At 58.1% G+C, this 19,536-nt stretch carries 20 protein-coding genes; 13 read left to right on the forward strand and 7 right to left on the reverse strand.

Annotated features, from left to right (window positions below; genetic code table 11):
• Positions 1-23 precede the first annotated feature (23 nt).
• Genes OKW28_RS41790 through OKW28_RS41805 form a run of 4 tightly spaced genes read left to right on the forward strand, consistent with a single transcriptional unit; the run spans position 24 to position 5,179 of the window.
• Entirely contained in the window at positions 24-1,490 is a 1,467-nt protein-coding gene (locus OKW28_RS41790) for a hypothetical protein (protein ID WP_429454132.1), read from the forward strand.
• Positions 1,487-2,287: a hypothetical protein gene (locus tag OKW28_RS41795; protein WP_429454134.1), complete on the forward strand. Its 801-nt coding sequence runs from the start codon at positions 1,487-1,489 to the stop codon at positions 2,285-2,287. The genes OKW28_RS41790 and OKW28_RS41795 overlap by 4 nt, the downstream gene beginning before the upstream one ends.
• Positions 2,288-2,291: 4 nt before the next feature.
• Positions 2,292-3,989 carry a hypothetical protein gene (locus tag OKW28_RS41800; protein ID WP_429454135.1) on the forward strand — a complete coding sequence of 566 codons (1,698 nt, stop codon included), beginning with the start codon at positions 2,292-2,294 and terminating at the stop codon, positions 3,987-3,989.
• 20 nt (positions 3,990-4,009) lie between these two features.
• Entirely contained in the window at positions 4,010-5,179 is a 1,170-nt protein-coding gene (locus tag OKW28_RS41805; protein ID WP_429454137.1) for a hypothetical protein, read from the forward strand.
• On the opposite strand, the gene OKW28_RS41810 is transcribed toward OKW28_RS41805, so the two are convergent.
• On the reverse strand, positions 5,162-5,719 hold the full coding sequence (locus OKW28_RS41810; protein ID WP_429454139.1) for a hypothetical protein: 558 nt from the start codon (positions 5,717-5,719) through the stop codon (positions 5,162-5,164). The two genes, OKW28_RS41805 and OKW28_RS41810, sit on opposite strands and share 18 nt — an antisense overlap.
• Positions 5,720-6,035: 316 nt before the next feature.
• Between OKW28_RS41810 and OKW28_RS41815 the strand changes: the two genes are divergently transcribed.
• Positions 6,036-6,179: a hypothetical protein gene (locus tag OKW28_RS41815; protein WP_429454141.1), complete on the forward strand. Its 144-nt coding sequence runs from the start codon at positions 6,036-6,038 to the stop codon at positions 6,177-6,179.
• A gap of 112 nt (positions 6,180-6,291) precedes the next feature.
• Here the strand turns inward: OKW28_RS41815 and OKW28_RS41820 are convergent, their stop codons facing one another.
• The 6 genes from OKW28_RS41820 to OKW28_RS41845 all read right to left on the reverse strand — a co-directional run bounded on the left by OKW28_RS41820 (position 6,292) and on the right by OKW28_RS41845 (position 12,977).
• Positions 6,292-7,011 carry an SDR family NAD(P)-dependent oxidoreductase gene (locus OKW28_RS41820; RefSeq protein ID WP_429454143.1) on the reverse strand — a complete coding sequence of 240 codons (720 nt, stop codon included), beginning with the start codon at positions 7,009-7,011 and terminating at the stop codon, positions 6,292-6,294.
• A gap of 73 nt (positions 7,012-7,084) precedes the next feature.
• Positions 7,085-8,053 carry an ABC transporter permease gene (locus OKW28_RS41825; RefSeq protein ID WP_429454145.1) on the reverse strand — a complete coding sequence of 323 codons (969 nt, stop codon included), beginning with the start codon at positions 8,051-8,053 and terminating at the stop codon, positions 7,085-7,087.
• Between the two features lie 41 nt (positions 8,054-8,094).
• On the reverse strand, positions 8,095-9,588 hold the full coding sequence (locus OKW28_RS41830; protein ID WP_429454147.1) for a sugar ABC transporter ATP-binding protein: 1,494 nt from the start codon (positions 9,586-9,588) through the stop codon (positions 8,095-8,097).
• A 31-nt stretch (positions 9,589-9,619) separates the two neighbouring features.
• A complete protein-coding gene (locus OKW28_RS41835) occupies positions 9,620-10,588 on the reverse strand; it encodes an ABC transporter substrate-binding protein (RefSeq protein WP_429454149.1) in 969 nt (322 codons plus the stop codon).
• Positions 10,589-10,644: 56 nt separating this feature from the next.
• Positions 10,645-11,715, reverse strand: a complete 1,071-nt coding sequence (locus tag OKW28_RS41840) for a zinc-binding dehydrogenase (RefSeq protein ID WP_429454151.1) — start codon at positions 11,713-11,715, stop codon at positions 10,645-10,647.
• 338 nt (positions 11,716-12,053) lie between these two features.
• Positions 12,054-12,977, reverse strand: a complete 924-nt coding sequence (locus OKW28_RS41845) for a LysR family transcriptional regulator (protein ID WP_429454634.1) — start codon at positions 12,975-12,977, stop codon at positions 12,054-12,056.
• A 301-nt stretch (positions 12,978-13,278) separates the two neighbouring features.
• On the opposite strand from OKW28_RS41845, the gene OKW28_RS41850 reads away from it, so the two are divergent.
• From OKW28_RS41850 to OKW28_RS41885, 8 genes are all read left to right on the forward strand, one after another.
• The gene (locus OKW28_RS41850) at positions 13,279-14,160 is read left to right on the forward strand and encodes an intradiol ring-cleavage dioxygenase (protein ID WP_429454153.1); all 882 of its coding nucleotides are present in this window, start codon (positions 13,279-13,281) and stop codon (positions 14,158-14,160) included.
• The gene (locus OKW28_RS41855) at positions 14,157-14,507 is read left to right on the forward strand and encodes a Dabb family protein (protein WP_429454155.1); all 351 of its coding nucleotides are present in this window, start codon (positions 14,157-14,159) and stop codon (positions 14,505-14,507) included. Before OKW28_RS41850 ends, OKW28_RS41855 begins: the two co-directional genes overlap by 4 nt.
• Positions 14,494-15,570, forward strand: coding sequence for a maleylacetate reductase (locus OKW28_RS41860; protein WP_429454157.1), 1,077 nt, complete (start codon positions 14,494-14,496; stop codon positions 15,568-15,570). The genes OKW28_RS41855 and OKW28_RS41860 overlap by 14 nt, the downstream gene beginning before the upstream one ends.
• Positions 15,571-15,625: 55 nt before the next feature.
• Positions 15,626-15,910: a YciI family protein gene (locus OKW28_RS41865; RefSeq protein WP_429454159.1), complete on the forward strand. Its 285-nt coding sequence runs from the start codon at positions 15,626-15,628 to the stop codon at positions 15,908-15,910.
• A gap of 152 nt (positions 15,911-16,062) precedes the next feature.
• On the forward strand, positions 16,063-16,866 hold the full coding sequence (locus OKW28_RS41870) for an SDR family NAD(P)-dependent oxidoreductase (protein WP_429454161.1): 804 nt from the start codon (positions 16,063-16,065) through the stop codon (positions 16,864-16,866).
• Positions 16,867-16,975: 109 nt separating this feature from the next.
• Positions 16,976-17,272, forward strand: a complete 297-nt coding sequence (locus tag OKW28_RS41875) for a hypothetical protein (RefSeq protein ID WP_429454164.1) — start codon at positions 16,976-16,978, stop codon at positions 17,270-17,272.
• Positions 17,273-17,338: 66 nt separating this feature from the next.
• Positions 17,339-18,331 carry an inositol 2-dehydrogenase gene (gene iolG, locus OKW28_RS41880; RefSeq protein ID WP_429454166.1) on the forward strand — a complete coding sequence of 331 codons (993 nt, stop codon included), beginning with the start codon at positions 17,339-17,341 and terminating at the stop codon, positions 18,329-18,331.
• A 97-nt stretch (positions 18,332-18,428) separates the two neighbouring features.
• On the forward strand, positions 18,429-19,337 hold the full coding sequence (locus tag OKW28_RS41885; protein ID WP_429454168.1) for a LysR family transcriptional regulator: 909 nt from the start codon (positions 18,429-18,431) through the stop codon (positions 19,335-19,337).
• Positions 19,338-19,536: the final 199 nt, after the last annotated feature.

Genomic DNA, 19,536 nt, shown 5'->3' on the forward strand with positions numbered 1-19,536 from the left:
AAATCAATCGAAAAGAGCAAAGAATGGGCCTTTGGAAAAAATTTGTCGCATGGCTGTTTTCGCCAACGCGACGAACCGCGGCGCGGGCTGTCGATGCGCCAATAGATGTCGACGAAAGCACCATCGCAGACGAGCTGCAGCTGCTTCAGGAAGCTCGTCGACTTGGAGAAGCGGGGCAGCCTGCCCCGAACTCGACGCTGCCCGCCGGGATAGAAGCGCAGATTGTCCAGCGCATCGATATGGCCCGGCTCAATCTCGTCGAATGGGCGGCTGGCCGGCTCGCGATTTTCAACGCCGACCTTGCGCGGCTGGACACCACTGCTACCGTCGACAATGCGCTTCAGGCCGACCAGGAGTTCACACGCAAGGCCGACGCATTGTTGAATGAACAGGCTCCATTGCTGAATTCGTTGGGTGACAAGGCTCGCCGTGCCCGGGGAGAGCTCACCGAATTCCGGGAAAAGAACGGCCTGACGCGCAACGCGCGCTTTCCCGAAGGAACCGGGAAAGCTCTGCGAATTAGCGGACTGCTTTTGTTCATCGTCGTCGAGGCAATTCTCAACGCGAGCCTCTTCGCTATTGGCATGGACGAGGGGCTGATAGGTGGTTTCCTCTACGCAGCAACGTTTGCGTTTGCAAACGTCATCGCTGCGTTCCTGCTCGGCCGATACGTCATTCGCAATATCTTTCATCGCTCACTCCTTCTAAAGCTTGCTGGCAGCATGGCGCTAGTGCTCGCGGTGCTCACTATGCTCACCATCAGCCTAACTGTTGCTCATTACCGCGACGCGCTCGTCTCCGACATTCAGAACCCAAGCAAGGTCGCTTGGCAAGCGCTTAGCCACGCACCGTTCATGCTCGGGGATGTCAATTCGTGGCTGCTCATGGGACTAAGCTTGCTATTCGCGGTAGGAGCGCTAATCGATGGGCTCAGTCTTGACGACCTCTATCCTGGTTACGGCAGGCTTGCTCGCGATTGCGCGGCAGCGGAAACGGACTACCAGGGCGAGATTGATGGGTTGCGCGAGGGACTCGAAGAACTCAAGGATGAAATGCTCAGAGAGCTCGAGGACGATACACGGAGTGTGCAAGCCCTTATCGTTCGGCAGGAAGGCCTGCTCGAACAGAAGAGCAAGACACAGCTCCGGCTTCAAGGCAGCCTCTTCAACGCTCAGCGATGCATGGAGGCGTTGGTGACGCGGTTTCGCACGGAAAACGCGCTCCACCGAAAGGGCATCCCTGTACCACCGAGCTTTTCGGTGATGCACGTCCTGGCTGACATTAGGCAGCCAGATTTCCGGATGGACGAGGGCGAAACTGCCCTTGCTGCGCAGCAGGCAAGGCTGCAGGAGCTACTAGGGAAGGTGCAACACGTTAAGGCGGCAATTCAGGCTGGCTTCAACAAGAAGTTCGATTCACTGGTGGCGCTCGAGGAACTGGTTGATGCTGCTCAGCCCCCCAGTGAGCGCGTTCTTCGGGCGGTCGCATGAGACGAAGCCGAGCCGCCGCGAAGCGCGATACCCGAAACATCGCCCTCGCTACCTTCATGCTGACAGCCGTTGCCGCAATCGTAGCGGCGGCGGGTTACTTTTATTTCAACCGTTCGCCGGGGCTCGACAAGCGGATGTGCCCAGCTGGCGGGCCACTGGGGCAGGTTGTGTTACTTGTCGACAAAACCGACCCACTCAGTTTCACGCAAAAGAACGCGTTCACAAATTTTCTTGACGGCTTGGTGGTACGCGGTATTCCGCCCGGCTACCTTCTGACAGTCTTCGCACTCGGCGGAGACTACAAGGAGACGGCTACCCCCCTATTCGACTTATGCAATCCCGGCACTGGAGCCGGCGCGAGCGAACTTACGTCGAACCGAGCTCATCTGAAAAAGCACTTCGATGAACAGTTCCGCAAGCCAATGTTGCAACTGGCCGACGAGCTGCAGACAACTCAATCTGCGCGCTACTCCCCGATTTTCGAGATGTTGCAAATGACGGCCATCAACGGCTTTCGCAAAGAAAACGTAAATGGCCCACACCGCCTCATCATCGTCTCGGACATGCTGCACAACACCCCCGAATACTCGATGTATCGGGGCACGCTCGATTTTGAAAGCTTCCATAGTTCCAACTACGGCAGGAAGATAAGCACTGACCTCGGCGGCGCTGACGTCGAGCTCCAGTACCTTCTTACATCACCGCAATTGCAGACCCGCCGGCAACTCAAATTTTGGGAAGACTACTTCGCCGCAAGCGGGGGCCGGATTGTCGCCGTACGACCCCTCGAGGGCTGATGCAATGCGCAAAATTGTTTCGATACCCGTCCAGAAACTGTTCCTCGTCACGCTCGCGCTCAAGGTGGTCTCGTCGGGCATCGGTTGGTTAATTGGCGACCCTTGGTTTTTCGGGCTGGTGATACCAATCACGATAATGGGCTTGTACATCGTCATTGGTTGGAAGCGCATCGACAGCACGGTCTCGGATGAAAAATTCGCGGACAGCTGCTACTACATTGGCTTCATTTTTACCATTACTTCCATCATTTTCAGCCTGCTCGACCTACCCAATATCGGTACTCGAATGTCGCTAATCTCTGTGCGCTTCGGCACTGCCATGATAAGCACGGTCCTTGGGCTGATGGTTCGGGTGTACTGGGTGAGCTTTCGGCAGGACGTGGGCGACGCGGTCCAATCCGCAGAGGAGGGCGTCGTTGACGCAACACATCGTCTTCGCGAGCAGTTGACCATTGCGCTCGAGCAGTTCCGTGACTTCCAGTCGCAGGTGCAGGATGCTACGAGCATGTCCATCGCAAAAGTTAGCGTGGGCGTTGAGGAACTCACGAAGTCATACGCCGCGAAGCTTTCCGAGTTTTTCCAACTGCTGGCAAACGAGAACACCAAGGTGTTCAAGGGCGCCCAATCCGAGGTGCACCAATCCAGCCAGCGGCTCGCTCGCTCAGTCGACGGTTACTCGGACGAAATAAGGAAGAGTCTCGGCAGCATTGAGAAAAAGGTCGTCCAATTCACGGACGTGGTGACTCGCCGTCTCGAAAACACAACTTTCCCCGATGACTACTTTGCCCAGCAGCTGGCCGCACCACTCGCAAAGCTAGGTCTAAGTACCAGCGGTATCGCCGATGACGTAAATAGTGCTGCAGAAGAAATCAAATCGACGCTGGTAACGTTACGCGATACGTTTTCCGCTATGCGCGCCCGGACGGATAACGTGGAACCAGTGTTCGAGCGATTGGTTGACCTCGCACAGACTCAGGAAGCGCTGCTAGCTGGCTCACAGGCGCACGTCGACACACTCGGTGTACTCAACAGTACTCTGCGTGCGGCGCAGGATGGCCTTGGCTCCATTCGCTCCGAAGTCGCCGCGCAATCCCGCTCGATGGACGCTTGTATCGAATCAGTCAACACGCAGACATCAAGTATCGAGCGGGTGGCTGTGACGTTGTCCGCGCTGGACACAGCTCTTTCCGCCGTCATGTCGGATGCAAATCGCCAACAAGAACGCCTCGCTAGTGTTGCCGCCGGTGCGACCGAGCAGTCACTGGCACTGGGACGGGTAAGTGAGTGTGTCGCAGGTTTAACTGACGTCCTAGACCGCGTGGCAGCTTCCGTAGAGCACAATTCAAAGGACGTCGGCGACTTGGCCCGTCAACTGAAGGACGAGAGTACCTCAGTGCGCGACGAGCGGGCGGCTTCCCGCGAGTCCATCCAGCGTTTGGCCGCGTCGGCGAATGAAGTGCCCCATCTCCGCGCTGCTGTCCACAGACTGACCGAGCAGCTCGCCGACTTCCTGCAGCAGATGCGAAGCTCCGCTGATGAACTCCCCACGCTGGTCAGAAGGCCCGCGGCTCATGACGCGTCAGGGGGAGCGCACCCGCTGCACAGCGTCGGCGGCGCCTCTGTGAATGACACGGACGCCGCACCGGTGGGTTGGTCTGCGGGCACCGCTGCTTTGCCCCCTGTCGGCGATGTTCGTGCATAACCCGCTGGGAGCCGGAGCCTGTGAAGCGCACCAATGACCAAATATTTCAGCTTTCTCTCACCGAGATAGCCTTTACGCTCGTTTTCATTCTGCTACTGTTGTTCGGCTATATGCTGGCGAAGGCCGATGCCAGTAAAAAGGAACTGGAGCAGGCGCTTTTGGCGGCAGGAACACTCCAGCAGAACCGGCAGATGCTCGAGGAGGCGCGTGCCGAACTCACCCGTGAGCTCGTGCGCGCGGGCGCAAAGCCGGACGAGGTCATCTCGTCGCTGTTGTCGCAGTCGAAGCTTATCCAGGAGCGCGACGAACTTAGGAAACGTGTCGACAACCTCGACAATCAATTGAGCGCGCTCACGGAGGTCAAGAACCTGCTGAACTCGACGCGCGGCGGACCGGGCGACCGCGACGTTGTGCAGAAGCAGATTACCGAGGCGCTGACGCTGAAGGCGAAGCTTGAACAGAAGCTCAAGGACGAGGAGAGCCAACAAGTGGCACCATCGGCCCCCGCTTCGGTCAGCTTACCCGCGAGTGCCGCGACGGTGACAGCCTCGTCCATAAAGCAAGCGACTGCACACTCAAGCGACCGCTATCCCCTTGCTGCGTCCGACATCGCTGCGCAGGCGCTCGCCGGTCTTGTGCTCAAGGGAGAAGTCGAGAAGCAGATGCGCAACCAGCTCAACCGGCCTTACGTCTCCGGTCAGGAGCCCATCCTCGCTGAGGAGCTCGTGTCGGCCCGCAAACAGGTGGAGGTCCTCGGCACAAACGTCAATGTCGGGGTCGTCACGAAGGAGAACGCTAACCTTCGCGGACAGCTCGCGTATCTGAAAGCCCGGCTCGACGCGCGCGGCGGCCGCGATTATCCGCCGTGCTGGGCAGACGAGAAAACGGGTAAGGTCGAATTCCTTTTCATCATTGAGATAGCGCCTGACGGTTTGCACATTACGCCGTCGTGGCCGGATAGCCGCAAGCAAGACGCCGCCGCACTGCCCGGCATCGACAAATTGACTTCCGCCCACGCGCTGACGCTTTCTGAATTCGCTGCGGACATGCAGGGTATCGACCGCTCGAGCAAGGCGAAGGAATGCCGGCACTACGTCTACATCAGGAACCGTGTGACGGACCTCGATTCCTTCAACCGCCAACGCTACGCCATCGAAAACTTCTTCTACAAGCTAGAACTTCGCAGCTAGCGAGTATGCGACGCGGCGGTTGTCCATCAATGCCTCCGGCGGTTTAACCGAATGTTTCCAGGCAAAATCGGCGGCATTGCCGTCGACGAGGGTTTCGAACACGGCCTGCGCTCGGCCGACGGTCTTGGGGTCGAGTTTCGCGTCGGGCAGAATAGGCTCGCGGCGGTCTCGCGCGCGACACGCGTGCTTGAACACCCGAGAGTAGCCGGATTTTCCAGCGCCGTTTTCCCCAAAAATGGCTGTGATGCCGGCTGGCGAAATTGGCAGTCGGCCCCCTTGAACCAGCGCATTGACATTCTCAATGTCCTTGATGGCCACAATTTGGACGAGCCTTGTCGAGTTTGCTGGCGGCGCAACTTCTGCGTCCAGCAGTTTTTTTGGCTTCCGGCCGTCGGCACGTGGAATGCCGGCCTCGGCCTTCGCAAGTGCGAATAAGTCCTCTGGAGTGAGTTCGCGATTGGCATACAGACGAGCTATCGCGTCTTGTTGCCAGGCCGCAAGGTCTTTCGACCACGCGTGAATTTTCTGAATGATTGTCACCGGCCACGTCCTCTTTAGAATTTTCCGGAAGCAGCCCGCGTGGACTGCCTTCGCTTTGATGAACGAACGCGTAATTTTATTGCAGGCACACTCTTCTATGGTGGCGGAATGACGAAAGCGATGGTGACATCGGTGATGACTACGCACCCGCACCATCAACTGGCACCGAAAGCGAACATCCACCCGAGCTGAAGCTCTCGACTTGAGTAGAGGCTCTAATAGCTAAAGACGCGTCGGCGTTTGCCGATAACTGGTTCAAATGACGCACAAGGCGAGCCGCTTGCCCGGCCGCGAAAAGCGCATAACAGGAAGTGGCATGACGCGTGGTCGCGGCTTCGTGACCGGCGCCCAGACCGCGGCAAGCGGCGCCGCGCCTGAGAAGGAGAACGCTAAAAATCACACGCTCGGGGAAGGTGTCGCCGGCGGGCAAGCAAAGGCGACGCAAAATCAGACGAAGTAGCAGTCGGCTGTATGAAAAGGGTAGTCAATAGCCTACGTTTTCGGGCCACCTTCGGGTGGCCCATTGTTTTTTCAGCCGCACGTCAAGGAATACTTTTCGCGACCTTGGACCGTTATTGAGCCAGATACCCGCCGTCGATGACGAGTTCGCTGCCCGTCACGAACGAAGACTCGTCGCTGGCGAGGAAAACGCATCCGGCAGCAACTTCCTCGGGTGTACCCATCCGCCCCATTGGCGTGCTCTTGATGATTCCGGCATTCATGTCGTCCGACTGAGCCTCAACGAGCGGCGTCCGAATGAGCCCGGGATGAACTGAGTTCACACGGATGTTCTCAGGCGCATATGTCACCGCGGCATTCTTCGTCATATTCCGCACGCCACCCTTTGCTGCGTTATAGGCCGCCGCGCCAGGCACACCCACGTTTCCCCAGATAGAAGAGAAATTGACAATCGAGCCTCGCTTTGCGGCTCGCATCGACGGCAGGACCGCTTGCATGCCCAGAAAGCTCCCGGTGAGATTGACGCCGAGGACGCGGTCCCAGCTTTCCCTGTCAGTACCGTGAATCGGCTCGTAGCACGCCACGATGCCAGCGTTATTGACGAGGACATCAATGCGTCCGTGTTTCGCAAGAATCCCATCAACGACGCGAACCCAGTCATCGTTCAACGAGACATCGAGTTTCACGTGCTCAACCCCCTCGGCTTTCGCTCCGGGTTTGACGTCTCCTGCGATTACCGTTGCCCCTTCACGCGCAAATGCCTGTGCTACTGCTAGGCCAATACCCTGAGCTGCACCCGTGACAAGGGCCACTTTGTTTTTAAGTCTGTCCATCTTCGTCTCCGATTAAGCGTCTACGGTTTCTTGTGTTGATAATGGAGGCCTCGTGCGCCTTCGATTACCGTCGTTAGCGACCCTTGCGACGCATCTGGTCGAGGAACACGATGACGATAATGAGAATGCCAGTCACGATTCGTTGCCAGAACGGGTCGATGTTCAGAAGGTTCGCGCCCTGAGCAAGCGTGGTAAGAAGGGCTGCTCCGATAATCGGGCCCTGAATGTTTCCGACTGCGCCAAAAAGACTTGCGCCGCCGATGACGGCCGAAGCAATTGACTGCAGTTCCCAGCCCTCACCGGTGGTTGCCATGCCAATGCTAAGGCGACTTGCGACGAGAATGCCGACGAGCGCCGCACATACGGCCGACACGATGTAGGCAACGTAGATAACGAGGGGCACGTTCACACCAGACAGACGAACGGCCTCTTTGTTCGAGCCGACGGCAAAAAGGTAGCGGCCCCACCGGGAACGATGCAGCAGGAAGTATCCGGGGACGGCTACGACCAGAACCGTCCAGAAAAGTGTCGGGATGCCCAGGAACGAACCGCGCGCGAAAGACGTGAACGCCATCGGCAGTCCCGCTACCGGCTCGCCCCGGGTTATCAGGAGCGTGAACCCGCGCAGCGACGTGAGAGTTGCCAGCGTCGTGATGAAAGGCGGGAGGCCGAGTTTGGTGGTGCAAAATCCATGGAACCCACCAATCATGACTCCAATCAGCAAAGTCAGGACAATCGCGGCGCTGATGGGCATTCCACTCTTAATCAGCATCGAGACCACAATAGAAGAAAGACCCACGACAGCACCGACAGAGAGGTCGATGCCAGCGGTAATCATCACGAATGTCTGTCCGATGGCGATGATGGCCCAAAAGGAGACTTGCCGGAGGAGGTTTGTGATGTTTTCTTCCGTGAGGAAGTTCGGGGTCGCTAACGACAGTCCTATCCATAAAAGCACGAGGACAAGAAAGAGTGTGAGGTCCAGCAGCCAGGTCATCCGGCCGAGCCGAGACATCGTCGCGGGAGATTGAAGGGTCGACATTTTCATCCTCGAGTGAATCCAGAGATTTGGTTGTGAAGCCATCACGCGCCGATTGCGGCCGCGAGAATCGCTTCGTGGGAAGTTGAGCTAGGAGGAGCGCTGGCCGCCATCTTTCCCTTGCGGAAAACGTGCAGCATGTCCGCGAGGTCGTAGACCTCGGGCAGATAGGACGAAATCAGGATGATTCCGGCCCCACCCTCTAGCAGCTTTGCAAAGAGCTTGTAGATTTCGCTCTTGGCCCCGACGTCGACTCCGACGGTCGGCTCGTCCACGATGAAGAGGTCGGCGCCCGGAATCAGCCACTTGCCGAGCACGACCTTCTGTTGGTTGCCTCCGGAAAGCGACGACGCGTTGACTTCAGTGCCAGGTGTGCGGATAGAGAGCGCCTTGACCTGGTCGCTGGCGTTCTTGCGTTCGTCACCTCGACGGAGCAGACCGCCGAGTGAAATCGACGCATAACTGGCCAGATTGAGATTCAATCGAACCGACAGATTGAGACATAGCCCTTGGTCCCGGCGGCTCTCGGGCAGCAGCGCGATGCCTGCCTTGACCGCATCTCGCTCAGACCTGATACGCAACGACTCTCCGCGCCACTTGACCGCGCCGGCTGTTTGGTTTCGACGGCCGAAGACAGTCTCGACAAACTCGCTCCGACCGGAGCCAATCAGCCCGTAGAGCCCGACGATTTCGCCGCGGCGCACTGTCAGGGATATGTCTTCGAATCCTTTCCCCGATAGCCCTTCGACTTTGATGAGTTCTTCGCCGATAGGAACCTTCGCCTTGAAGTGAACGTCTGCCAACTCGCGCGCGACCATGTCTTTGACTAGCCGAGCCGAGAGTGGCGCCGCATCCACACCTTTCACCTGATGCGTCGAGATGAGGCTGCCGTCGCGCATCACGCTGGCGCGGTCCGCAAGCTCGAGAATCTCCTCCATGCGATGGCTGATATACACCACCGTCACGCCGCGCCCATTCAGTTCTCGAACAAGCTTGAACAACTGGTCGGTCTCGCTTCGCGTCAGGTAGGCAGTCGGCTCATCGAAGATGATGAGTCGCGCATCGCCCGCAGCAGCTCGAGCAGTCGCCACAAGCTGCTGCTGTCCTATCGTCAAATCACCAAGCCGTCGCGACGCGTCGATGTCGAAGCCGACGCGTTTGAGCAAGGCACGACCGTCGACGAGCATCTTGCGCCGGCGCATCATGCCGAGTTTTGTCTCTTCATGGCCGAGGTAGAGATTTGCGGCAACGCTTAAATGCGGGCAAAGAACTACCTCTTGATGAATCGCAGCGATGCCAAGCTTCAACGCATCCAACGGACCGTCGAACTCGACCGGCGTGCCTTCCCACACGAGCGACCCCGTGGTCTTCTGCACGGCGCCCGTGAGTATCTTGATGAGCGTCGACTTTCCAGCCCCGTTCTCACCTACGATTGCATGGACTTCGCCTTTGCGGAGCTCGAGGTCTATCGACTTCAGTGCGGTTGTACCTGGATAGACCTTGCTCAATCCGCGTAGCGTGAACAGAGGTTCGTTCATGGCGCTTCTCCCTGTTATCGTTGCCGGGTCTTCACCGGCAGCTGAGGTCCGGATTGAGCAGACGCTTTCCTTCGGGTGTGTCGAGGTCGGCGGTGCGTATGACGTGGGCTCCGGTGTCAATGAAGGTGTTGACTTTTTCGCCCTTGACCTTCCTGACCGCAGCCTCAATGGATAAGTAGCCCATCTGGAATGGGTCTTGCACAATCATCGCCTTCATGTCGCCGCTGCGAACCAGCTTGACGAGTTCATCGGTCGAGTCGACGGTGACCCCCATCACACGGTCTTTCGCATGCGTCTCTGCGATACCTTGGCCGACCCCGAGCCCACTGTAAAAGGTGTCGCCAAAAATCCCACGAAGCTGCGGAAACGTCGAAAGCACGTCAAGCGTGGTGTTGAGAGAACCGGTTACGGACCCGTCGCCGATACGGGTCGTGACCACCTTAATGCCCGGGTACTTCTTGGCCATTTCGTCCTTGAAACCGTCAACACGGTCCTGAACGGACTTCACACCTGGCAGGAACTGGAGAATCGCAACCTGGCCTTCGGCTTTGCCGTACTTCTTCTGAATCTCCTGCGCGATGGTGTCCGCGCCCAGGCGACCGGCAGCGACGTTGTCCGTCATCACAGTCGCGGCAACTTTCTTCGAGTTCGAAGGCGTGTCAGCGACGACGACCGGAACCTTTGTCGCGGCTTCGTCGATAGCCGGTCCGAGCGCCTCAGCGGAGACCGGGGTAATCACGACGGCCGCCGGCTTTCCCGAGACAGCGTTCTCGAAAATGCCGATTTGGCCGGACATGTCTGCCTCGCTGCTTGCGCCGAGTCTGGGCACCGTGACGCCATATTTCTTTCCGGCCGTGCATGCACCAGCGAAGACGGCTTGCCAGAACGGCACGCTCGTGTTCTTCACGATGACGGGGATTGTCATGGTCGGCGCCGCTGACACGTTCGGTGAAACCAACACTGTGGCGATAACTGCAACGCCTGCGATAAATGCCTTCATGTTTGTCTCCTTCAGTAATAAGTCTTATGTGATTGCTTTGAGTACTGATGCTTCTGTCAGCTGTTAATGCTGACGAGAATCTTCAGCTTTGCGCTTCCGGGCGCGAGCAATGCGTCAAACCCTCGCTCTTTGACATCGTGCATATCGACTTCTGCATCGACGACTTTCTCGACCGGAAAGAGTCCGCCACGCATCATCGAGAAAATGCGCGGCCAGATGGTTAGGGGGTAGTTCAGCGAGCCCCTGATGGTGAGGTCCTTGACGGTCCAACGGAACGGGTCGGCTTCAATCTTTCCCGGCATCAGTCCGACTTGAACGACCACGCCTTGCGCGCGGACCGCGTCGATGCAGGTATTGAATGCCCGGCCGTTGCCTGAACATTCAACGGCCGCATCCACGCCAATGCCTTCGAAAGTCATGCCGCGAACTTGGGATGTGATGTCGGTGGACAGAGGGTCGAGAACGGTTACCCCGATGTCCATGCGCTGTAACCGTTCGCGACGGTTTGCATTCGGCTCGCTTACGAAGATGTTCGTCACCCCGGACGCCCGCGCAGCCAGGGCCACCATCGCGCCGATGGTCCCCCCTCCGGTGATGAGGATGCTATCCCCAGGCTTGATGCCTGAACGGTCGACCGCGTGCACACCCACGGCAGCGGGCTCGACAAGTGCGCCTTGCTGGTCCGTGATGTCCGGTGGCAGCACGATTGCGTTCGATTCCTGGATAATGGCTTTTTCTGCCATGCCACCCCATGGCCAACTCAGACCTACGACTGAGGCATTAGGGCCAAGGAAAGGCAGATTGCGGCGTCCGAAATAGTCTTCGCGAGGCCCAATCTGCGGTTGAATGGAAACCCGGTCACCCGGTGAGACGTTCGTCACGGCGTTGCCGACCGCGAGTACCTCGCCGGAGAACTCGTGTCCGAGAATTTGTGGAAGCGCCGCGCCGCTGTACGGGTTCGATTCTGCGGAGGTCCAGGTAGGTCCGTGGTCGTACTCGTGGAGGTCCGTGCCACAAATGCCGCAGAAAGTGGGACGTACGAGGACCTGGTCGGACTGGAGGTCGCCGGGTTCTTCGACGTCGTCAATGCGAAGGTCGTGCTTGCCATGGAATCGGACGGCTTTCATCTCTATCCTCAAAATGAAGACAACAGGTCACCAAACGGACAAGACCGAAATGGTCTTCCGCAACAAAAGCGTGCGCTGTGGATTTGCTACCCGGCCGACTATGAGCGAAGGGGTGCAGAGGGAGCGCTCGGTGGCGAGGCGAGAAAGATTGGGTAGTTCAAAGGTGTCTCCTGGGCATCATTGGCTTCGGTCCCCTGAGCGGGATTTTGTTTTTATAGGGTATGGCCGCCTTCTATCGGGAAACATGCCTGATGCCGAAATCATATTTCCACCAGGCGGAAAAATCGGTACACGTTAATGGGCGCCGGGGCGGCGAAGCCCCGAGGTCCCGGCCTGCTTCAAGTCGCAAAGGTTATCCAGCGTTCCTCGAGATTGAGATTCTTCACGCGTTCAATAAGGAAGTCAGTGAAAACTCTAATTTTCGCCGGCTGGTAACGCCTGCTTTGATAAGCCAGGTTGATGGTCAGACGTGGTAGTTGCCAGTCTTCGAGCACTGGAACGAGGCGCCCCGACACGATGTCATCGTGGATGATGTAAAGGGGCTGCACGACAATGCCGAGTCCCGCACGTCCGGCCGCCACGATGACCTGGCCTTCGTTTGAGTCCAGGGCACTGGTGATGGCGATATTGCGTTCTTCCTTTCCGCGACGCAGGTGAAGCAGACACGGGTCAACGGCGAGGTTGTAGACGAGCATGTTGTGCTGCTCCAGGTCCTCCGGGTTCTGAGGACGACCGTGAGCCGCGAGGTAAGCTGGTGACGCGGCCAACACTCGCCGGGTCTCAGCAAGACGACGAATGGTGATGCCCGAGTCTCCCTCGTGCTCCTTGGTGCGAATGGCGATGTCTATCCCGGCTTCGATGAAGTTCTGGTACTGATTCGCCGCGACGATTTGCACCGACAGGTTGGGATAGCGCTTGAGGAACTCGGGAAGCGCCGGAGCGATGTGCATCATTGCGAATGATACGGAACTCGTCACGCGAAGAACGCCCTTCGGGCTGACCGCCTCTTCGGAAGCAATCGAGTCAGCCTCGGACAGTTCAGAGATAACTGCGGTGCAGCGACGATGATATTCATGACCGGCGTCAGTGAGCCACATGCGCCGCGTCGTCCGTTCTATCAATCTCGCGCCGAGGCGCTCTTCCAACGAACTCAGGGTACGGCTGGCGGCGGCGTTTGACATCTCGAGCTGCTCCGCGGCCTTCGACAGGCTGCCCAAATCGGCAGTGAGCACGAACAACTGCAGTTGCGTCCAGCGGTCCATCATCTACCTCATTGAGTCCTGCTGGAAAAATCTGAAGAGATTCTTCCACGCCTTCGGGACCAAATATGCCGTAGAAGGAAGGATTGATAAACCGACTTCAGGTGGTCGATTTGTAGAATCAATTTCTACAATCAAAAGCCGAGCGCTAGCAGTTTCGCCTGCCGCGAGGCTTGGGTTGCGGCCGGCAGACCGATTCTTCCGGAGGGTGGAAATGTCATTTCACTTCGAGGCATTTTATTTACCCGGATGACCCTTTACCTTTCGTTCTCAGACGCCTGAGCGCACAACGGAGACACGCACGATGCGCAACATCAACGAAGACACCATTACTCAAGCCGCCATCGCCTCATTCGCAGACTGCACGGACGCGAGATTGAGGACGCTCATGACGAGCCTCGTTCAACATCTCCATGCCTTTGCCCGCGACGTTAGTCTCACCGAGGACGAGTGGTTCAAGGCAATCAAGTTTCTGACGGAGGTAGGTCACATCACCGATGACAAACGGCAGGAGTTCATCCTGCTGTCCGACACGCTGGGCCTTTCGATGTTGGTCATGTCGCAGAACAACCGGAAGCCGTCGAATTGCACGGAAGCAACCGTCTTCGGGCCATTCTATGTGGAGGGAGCGCCCCTCTATAGCAACGGCGACGACATCTCGAACGGTGCGAAGGGTGCGCCCTGCTATGTGAAGGGGCAGGTTCGCGGCGCAGGTGGCGAAAGCATTGCGAATGCGCAGATTGACGTTTGGCAATCGGATGAAGATGGGTTTTACGATGTCCAGAACGTAGATGAGGCAGGTAACGCCATCCACCGCGCCCGCGGTCGATTGAAGGCCGACGCCGAAGGTTTTTTCAACTTCCGCTCGATTCTCGCCGAAGCGTATCCCATCCCGCACGATGGGCCCGTTGGTCGCATGTTGGCGGCTACCGGTCGGCATCCGTGGCGGCCTGCTCATCTGCACTTCATGATTGAAGCGCCGGGTTACCAAACGCTCATCACACATGTGTTTCGTGATGGGGACCAGTATCTCGATTCGGACGTCGTGTTCGGGGTTCGCTCATCGCTGATTTCCGAATGGAAGCGCCACGAGCCGGGCGTGGCGCCGGATGGCCGGGAAATGACGGTCCCGTGGTATTCGCTTGAATACGACTTCGTGCTTAACCCTTCGGAGGTTCACGCATGATTCGACATATCGTGATGTGGCGAGTCCGTGGTGACACGCCCGCGGAGCGCCTAGCCGCCTCTAACCTCGTCAAGACCAGTTTCGAGGGTCTGCGTGGCCGCATCCCAGGGATGCGGCACCTCGAGGTAGGACTTGATGACAGCCAGGTCGCTTACGCTTGTGATGCAGTTCTCGTCACCGAGTTCGACTCTCAGGAAGCGTTGGAAGCATATGCGTCTCATCCCGAACATCTGCGCGTGCGGAATGAACTCGGTGACCTGCGTACCGAACGGTTCCAGGTCGACTACCACGCCGACGCTGGTCTAAGTTTCGGGCGTACAGCGGAGTTACTTCATGCAAAAGCGTGAGTTTGTTTATCAGGCACGTGCCGGCCGGGTTGTGTTTGGCCCGGGCAGTTTGCAGCACCTTGAGCGCGAAGTGCTTCAGCTGAATTCCGAGCGAGCACTCATTCTGTGTAGCCCGGAGCAGAAGGAGACGGGCGAAGCCGTCGCTGCGCGCCTTGGGTCGCGTGCCGTTGCTGTTTTCGACCGGGCGGTCATGCACGTGCCACTCGAGTTGGCCAAGGAAGCTCGCGCCCTTGCGAGGGAACTGAAGGCCGACTGTGCGATAGCTGTGGGAGGTGGCTCGACGATAGGTCTGGGGAAGGCCATCGCCCTCGAGTCAGACCTGCCGATTCTCGCAGTCCCGACGACTTATGCGGGCAGCGAAATGACGCCTATCTATGGCATCACCGATGCTGGCCTAAAGAAGACAGGTACGGACCTGCGCGTGCTGCCAAAGACAGTCATTTACGATGCGGACCTGACGGTGTCCCTTCCGGTCATGCTGTCGGTCACGAGCGGCATCAACGCAATCGCACACGCTGCCGAAGCTTTGTATTCGCGCGATGCAAACCCTGTTACGAGCTTGATGGCCGAAGAAGGCATCGCTGCTCTCGCTCGTGCATTGCCAGCAATCGTCGCCGATTCTCAGAACGTCGAAGCCCGTTCCGACGCCCAGTACGGCGCGTGGCTCTGCGGAACGGTCCTTGGCAGCGTCGGTATGGCGCTTCACCACAAATTGTGTCACACGCTAGGCGGAAGCTTCAACCTTGCGCATGCGCAGACGCACACCATTGTCCTGCCGCATGCGCTCGCTTACAACCGGCAGGCCGCACCGGAAGCGATGCATCGCATTGCTCGCGCGCTTGGCTCGGACGACGCTGCGTTGGGTGTCTATGAACTTGCAAAGCGCTGCGGCGCACCTCTGGCTCTCAAGGACATCGGCATGTCGGCCGAGGACGTAACGAAGGCCGCCGATATAGCCAGCTCGAATCCCTACTGGAATCCGCGTCAAATTGAACGTGAAGCGCTACTTGGGCTTTTGCAGGATGCCTTTGATGGCGTCGCACCGCGCGTGGTGACGAGTTGAAGCGCGCAAGAAAGGAAACGTGTTCGAACGCCTGAATCGAAGCAAGGAGACGAAAATGAACTTCACTGTCTACTGTCTTGACCACCCGAACATGGTCGAGCGCCGGCTTGAAAACTATGACGCGCACAAGGCCTATCTGCAAACGGCACCCATAAAGACACTCATCTCTGGCCCGCTGACGAAGTCAGATAACCAGACGATGGTTGGCAGCTTCTTTCTCTACGAAGCAGATGGTATCGAAGAAATCGAGAGGTTCGTAGAAGCAGACCCGTTCAGCAAGGCAGGAATTTGGGACACGGTCGACATCAGGCCATTCATCAAGCGGGTCGATAACCGCTAACTCCGACGCATCACTGCGTCTTTTAATTGCTGCCTCGCCACCGCGAGGTGCGGGTCGCGCTCGTCCTCGAAAAACAGACGACTTCAAAGAAGGGAAGACATCGTCGATTTCTCGCGCGCTTGCAAAAGTACAGAACATCAGACGGAGACATCATGGAGACAGGACTCGAAGGAAAGATTGTGCTCATCACGGGCGGCGCGCAAGGCATCGGACGCGCGACAGCGTTGGGCTTCGCACGTGAAGGCGCACGTCTTTGCCTCATCGACATCGATGCGAATGCGCTCAAAGAAACCGAGTCGGAACTGCGCTCGCTTGGCGCTAACGTCACGATTGCCCAGGCAGATTTGTGCACGGCCGATGGTGTCAAAAGCGGTGTTGACGCGGCCCTGAAGTCACATAACGGCCAAGTGGACATCCTCGTCAACAACGTTGGCGCTGGGAAGGTCCGCACGTTCGAGGAACTTTCGGACGAGGAATGGGACTTCACGATGAATCTAAATTTCATGAGCTACGTCCGCACGTGCCGATACCTCCTGCCGGTGCTGCGTACTCGTGAGAAGGCCGTGATTATCAACAACGCGTCGGACCTGGCTCGCCAGCCTGAACCTGTTCCGATTGACTACTCCGCATCCAAGGCAGCGGTGCTCGCTTTGACAAAGGGTCTCGCGCGAGCCGAAGCTCCCAAGATTCGTGTGAACGCAGTTGCGCCGGGCCCAGTCTGGACGCCGTTCTGGACGAAAGACGGCGGATTTGCCGACACGATGGGGAAGTTTCATGGCATGGCTCCAAAAGACGCGGTCGAGCACGAGTTGTCCCTGCGCCAGCTGCCGCTGAAGCGCTTGGGCCAACCCGACGAAGTGGCCAACGTGATTATTTTCATGGCCTCCGACCTCGCATCGTTCGTCACCTCTGCGGTCTGGGGTGTCGACGGCGGCAGTATCCGCAGTCTGATTTGAAGGTAGTCGGGCCTTGGTTGCCCACTCTGTTTCCAAAGAGGGCGACAGCTCGAGCTGATAGAGCGCGTAGGGATGTCTTTAACGGCCACATTGTTCTGAGGACCAGCGTATGTCTGCATACGGCCAGGTGATTGGCGCGAAGGTGTCGCAGAGAGAGCGAGCTTTTCTCGTCGAAGCACTCGAACTGTTAATGCGTGAGCGCTCAAACGCGCTCCGCATCGCGACGGCCGCCGCGAAAGCGCGCGGAGACCGAGTACCCGAAGTCCAGGAGTTTGGTCTGGATGACATTCTGCGGCTCAGCCGACAGATTTCCGAGGTTCCGACTGCTGAACAGAGTGAGAGCAAGTGGGACGTTTCGCCTCAGGGCATGCAAAAAACGAGTGTCGGCCGACGAAAACCGTACTGACGCTTGCCGAATCAAGAGGGAATAGTCGGCGTGCCTGAATGCGCCGACGGAATATAGGAGACTAAGATGTTGCGTATCGCTGTTCTCGGCGCCGGACGCATCGGAAAGATTCACGCGGCCAATGTCGCCGCCGACCGACGAGTGAAGCTCGTCGCGGTGGCGGACCCCAACAAGGAAGCGGTCGAGGCGCTCGCAGCAGAGCTCAGTTGCGACGCATCTGTTGATTGCAAATCAGTGGTTGACCGGGAAGACGTCGATGCCATCGTCGTCGGCACGCCAACGGACACACATGTCGACCTGACGTTGCAGGCGGTGCGGCTGGGCAAGCCAGTACTCTGTGAGAAGCCCATCGACCTCGACATGGACCGTGCGCTCGCCGCGGTCGAGGAAATCGAGCGTCTCAACGGTCGCGTGATGCTGGCCTTCAATCGACGTTTCGACCCGGACGCGATGCGGCTCAGGCAGGCCATCGAAGAGGGTGAAGTCGGCGATGTTCGCCAGGTCGTCATCACGAGTCGCGACCCGGGCCTCGCACCACGCGAGTATCTTCGGCACTCGGGCGGAATCTTCCGTGACATGACCATCCACGATTTCGATACTGCTCGCTGGTTGCTCGGCGAGGAGCCTGTAGAAGTGATGGCGATGGGAAGCCGGCTGGTCGACCCGGGTCTGGAAGAGCTTCCGGACTACGACAGCGTGATGGTGTTGTTGCGCACGGCGTCCGGCAAGCAATGTCATATCAACGGTTCGCGCCACGCGGTTTATGGCTTCGACCAACGTGTCGAAGTCTTCGGTTCGAAGGGAATGGTGCTGAATGACAACCATCGACCGTCCAGCCTACGCCGCTGGACGAGCGACGCAACAGAGGCACGTGAGCCGCTGCTCAACTTCTTCCTCGAGCGACATGCGGATTCGTACAAGGTAGAGCTTGACCGCTTCCTGACGGCGCTCGACGCGGACGGCCCGATGCCTGCAACGCCTCGGGATGGGATTCGCGCTCTGCGAATCGCGAACTGCGCCATCGACGCCGCCAACAAAGGCTGCGCCGTCAAAATCTAGTCGCTACACCTTCCGGAGGCGAGCGGTTAGACTCCAGGTTGACAGTGCAGACGTTTCTGCCCTAAATGGAGAGCAGAACTCTTCATTGGGGCAGAGCATGGCGCAGGTCGACACATTCAGCGGGATTCTGATTTTCGTCACCGCCGCGAAGTCGCGCAGCTTCACCGACGCAGCCGAAGAACTTGGGCTGACCAAGTCTGCCGTTGGGAAGGCAATCGCAAAACTGGAAGACCGGCTTGGCGCGCAACTATTCCATCGCACCACCAGAAGCATCTCGCTTACGGCCGACGGCGAAGCATATTTTGCTGCCTGCGCCTCTGCCCTCGACGAAATCTCCACAGCGGAAACCGCTCTCGGGCCGAGCCTCCAGCGGCCTGTAGGTCGCTTGCGGATTGACATGCCCGCAGCCTTTGGGCGACGGATACTTGTTCCAATCCTGCTGGACATTGCACGGAAGCATCCTGACCTGCAGTTCACGATGACTTTCTCCGACCATCTGATTGACCCGATTGAAGAAGGTGTTGACCTTGTCGTCCGCTTCGGCGAGCTCGAAAGCTCAAGCGGTCTCGTCGCTCGCCGCCTGACTAGCCAACGCATGGTGATTGCGGCATCGCCTGACTATCTTGCGCGGCACGGCACTCCGAGCACGCTTGAAGACTTGAAGAAGCATTCATGCATTCTCGGCTACCGCCGTGGCCAGCCGCTTTCGTGGCGAGTGAACGTTGAGGGCGTGTCCACCCGGATTTCGCCGCCTGCGACCCATCAAATCAGCGACGGTGACTCGATTGTTGAAGCCGCTCTCGCGGGTTTGGGACTTTGCCAGATGCCAATGTCACTCCTGCGACCTCATCTGGAGTCGGGCATGTTGTTGTCAGTTCTCGAAGATATATCGAGCGAACTGATAGACGTGCATGCCGTCTGGCCGAAGGTCGCTCATCTACGACCTAAGGTGCGTCACGTGGTCGACACTTTAGTGGCATTGGGAGAACGGGGCGAGCTGGATTAAATCGGTGAAAGTGTGCCAAGCCTTTGTGTCGCAACGAGCTAGTTTACGGAAACTGTGGTAGGGCCGGCCAGGGAGTGTGCGGATAATCACTCTGGAACTCGCCAGCTGCGCTATAGCGCAGCAAACTTTGTGAAGTTCATCTTCGCGCAGGTCCCCGCCAGTCCGCCTGAAATTTTTTTGCAGGCAAGTCTCCCTTGCG

The organism is Paraburkholderia sp. 40 (assembly GCF_050434105.1).
GTDB classification, from domain to species: Bacteria; Pseudomonadota; Gammaproteobacteria; order Burkholderiales; family Burkholderiaceae; genus Paraburkholderia; species Paraburkholderia tuberum.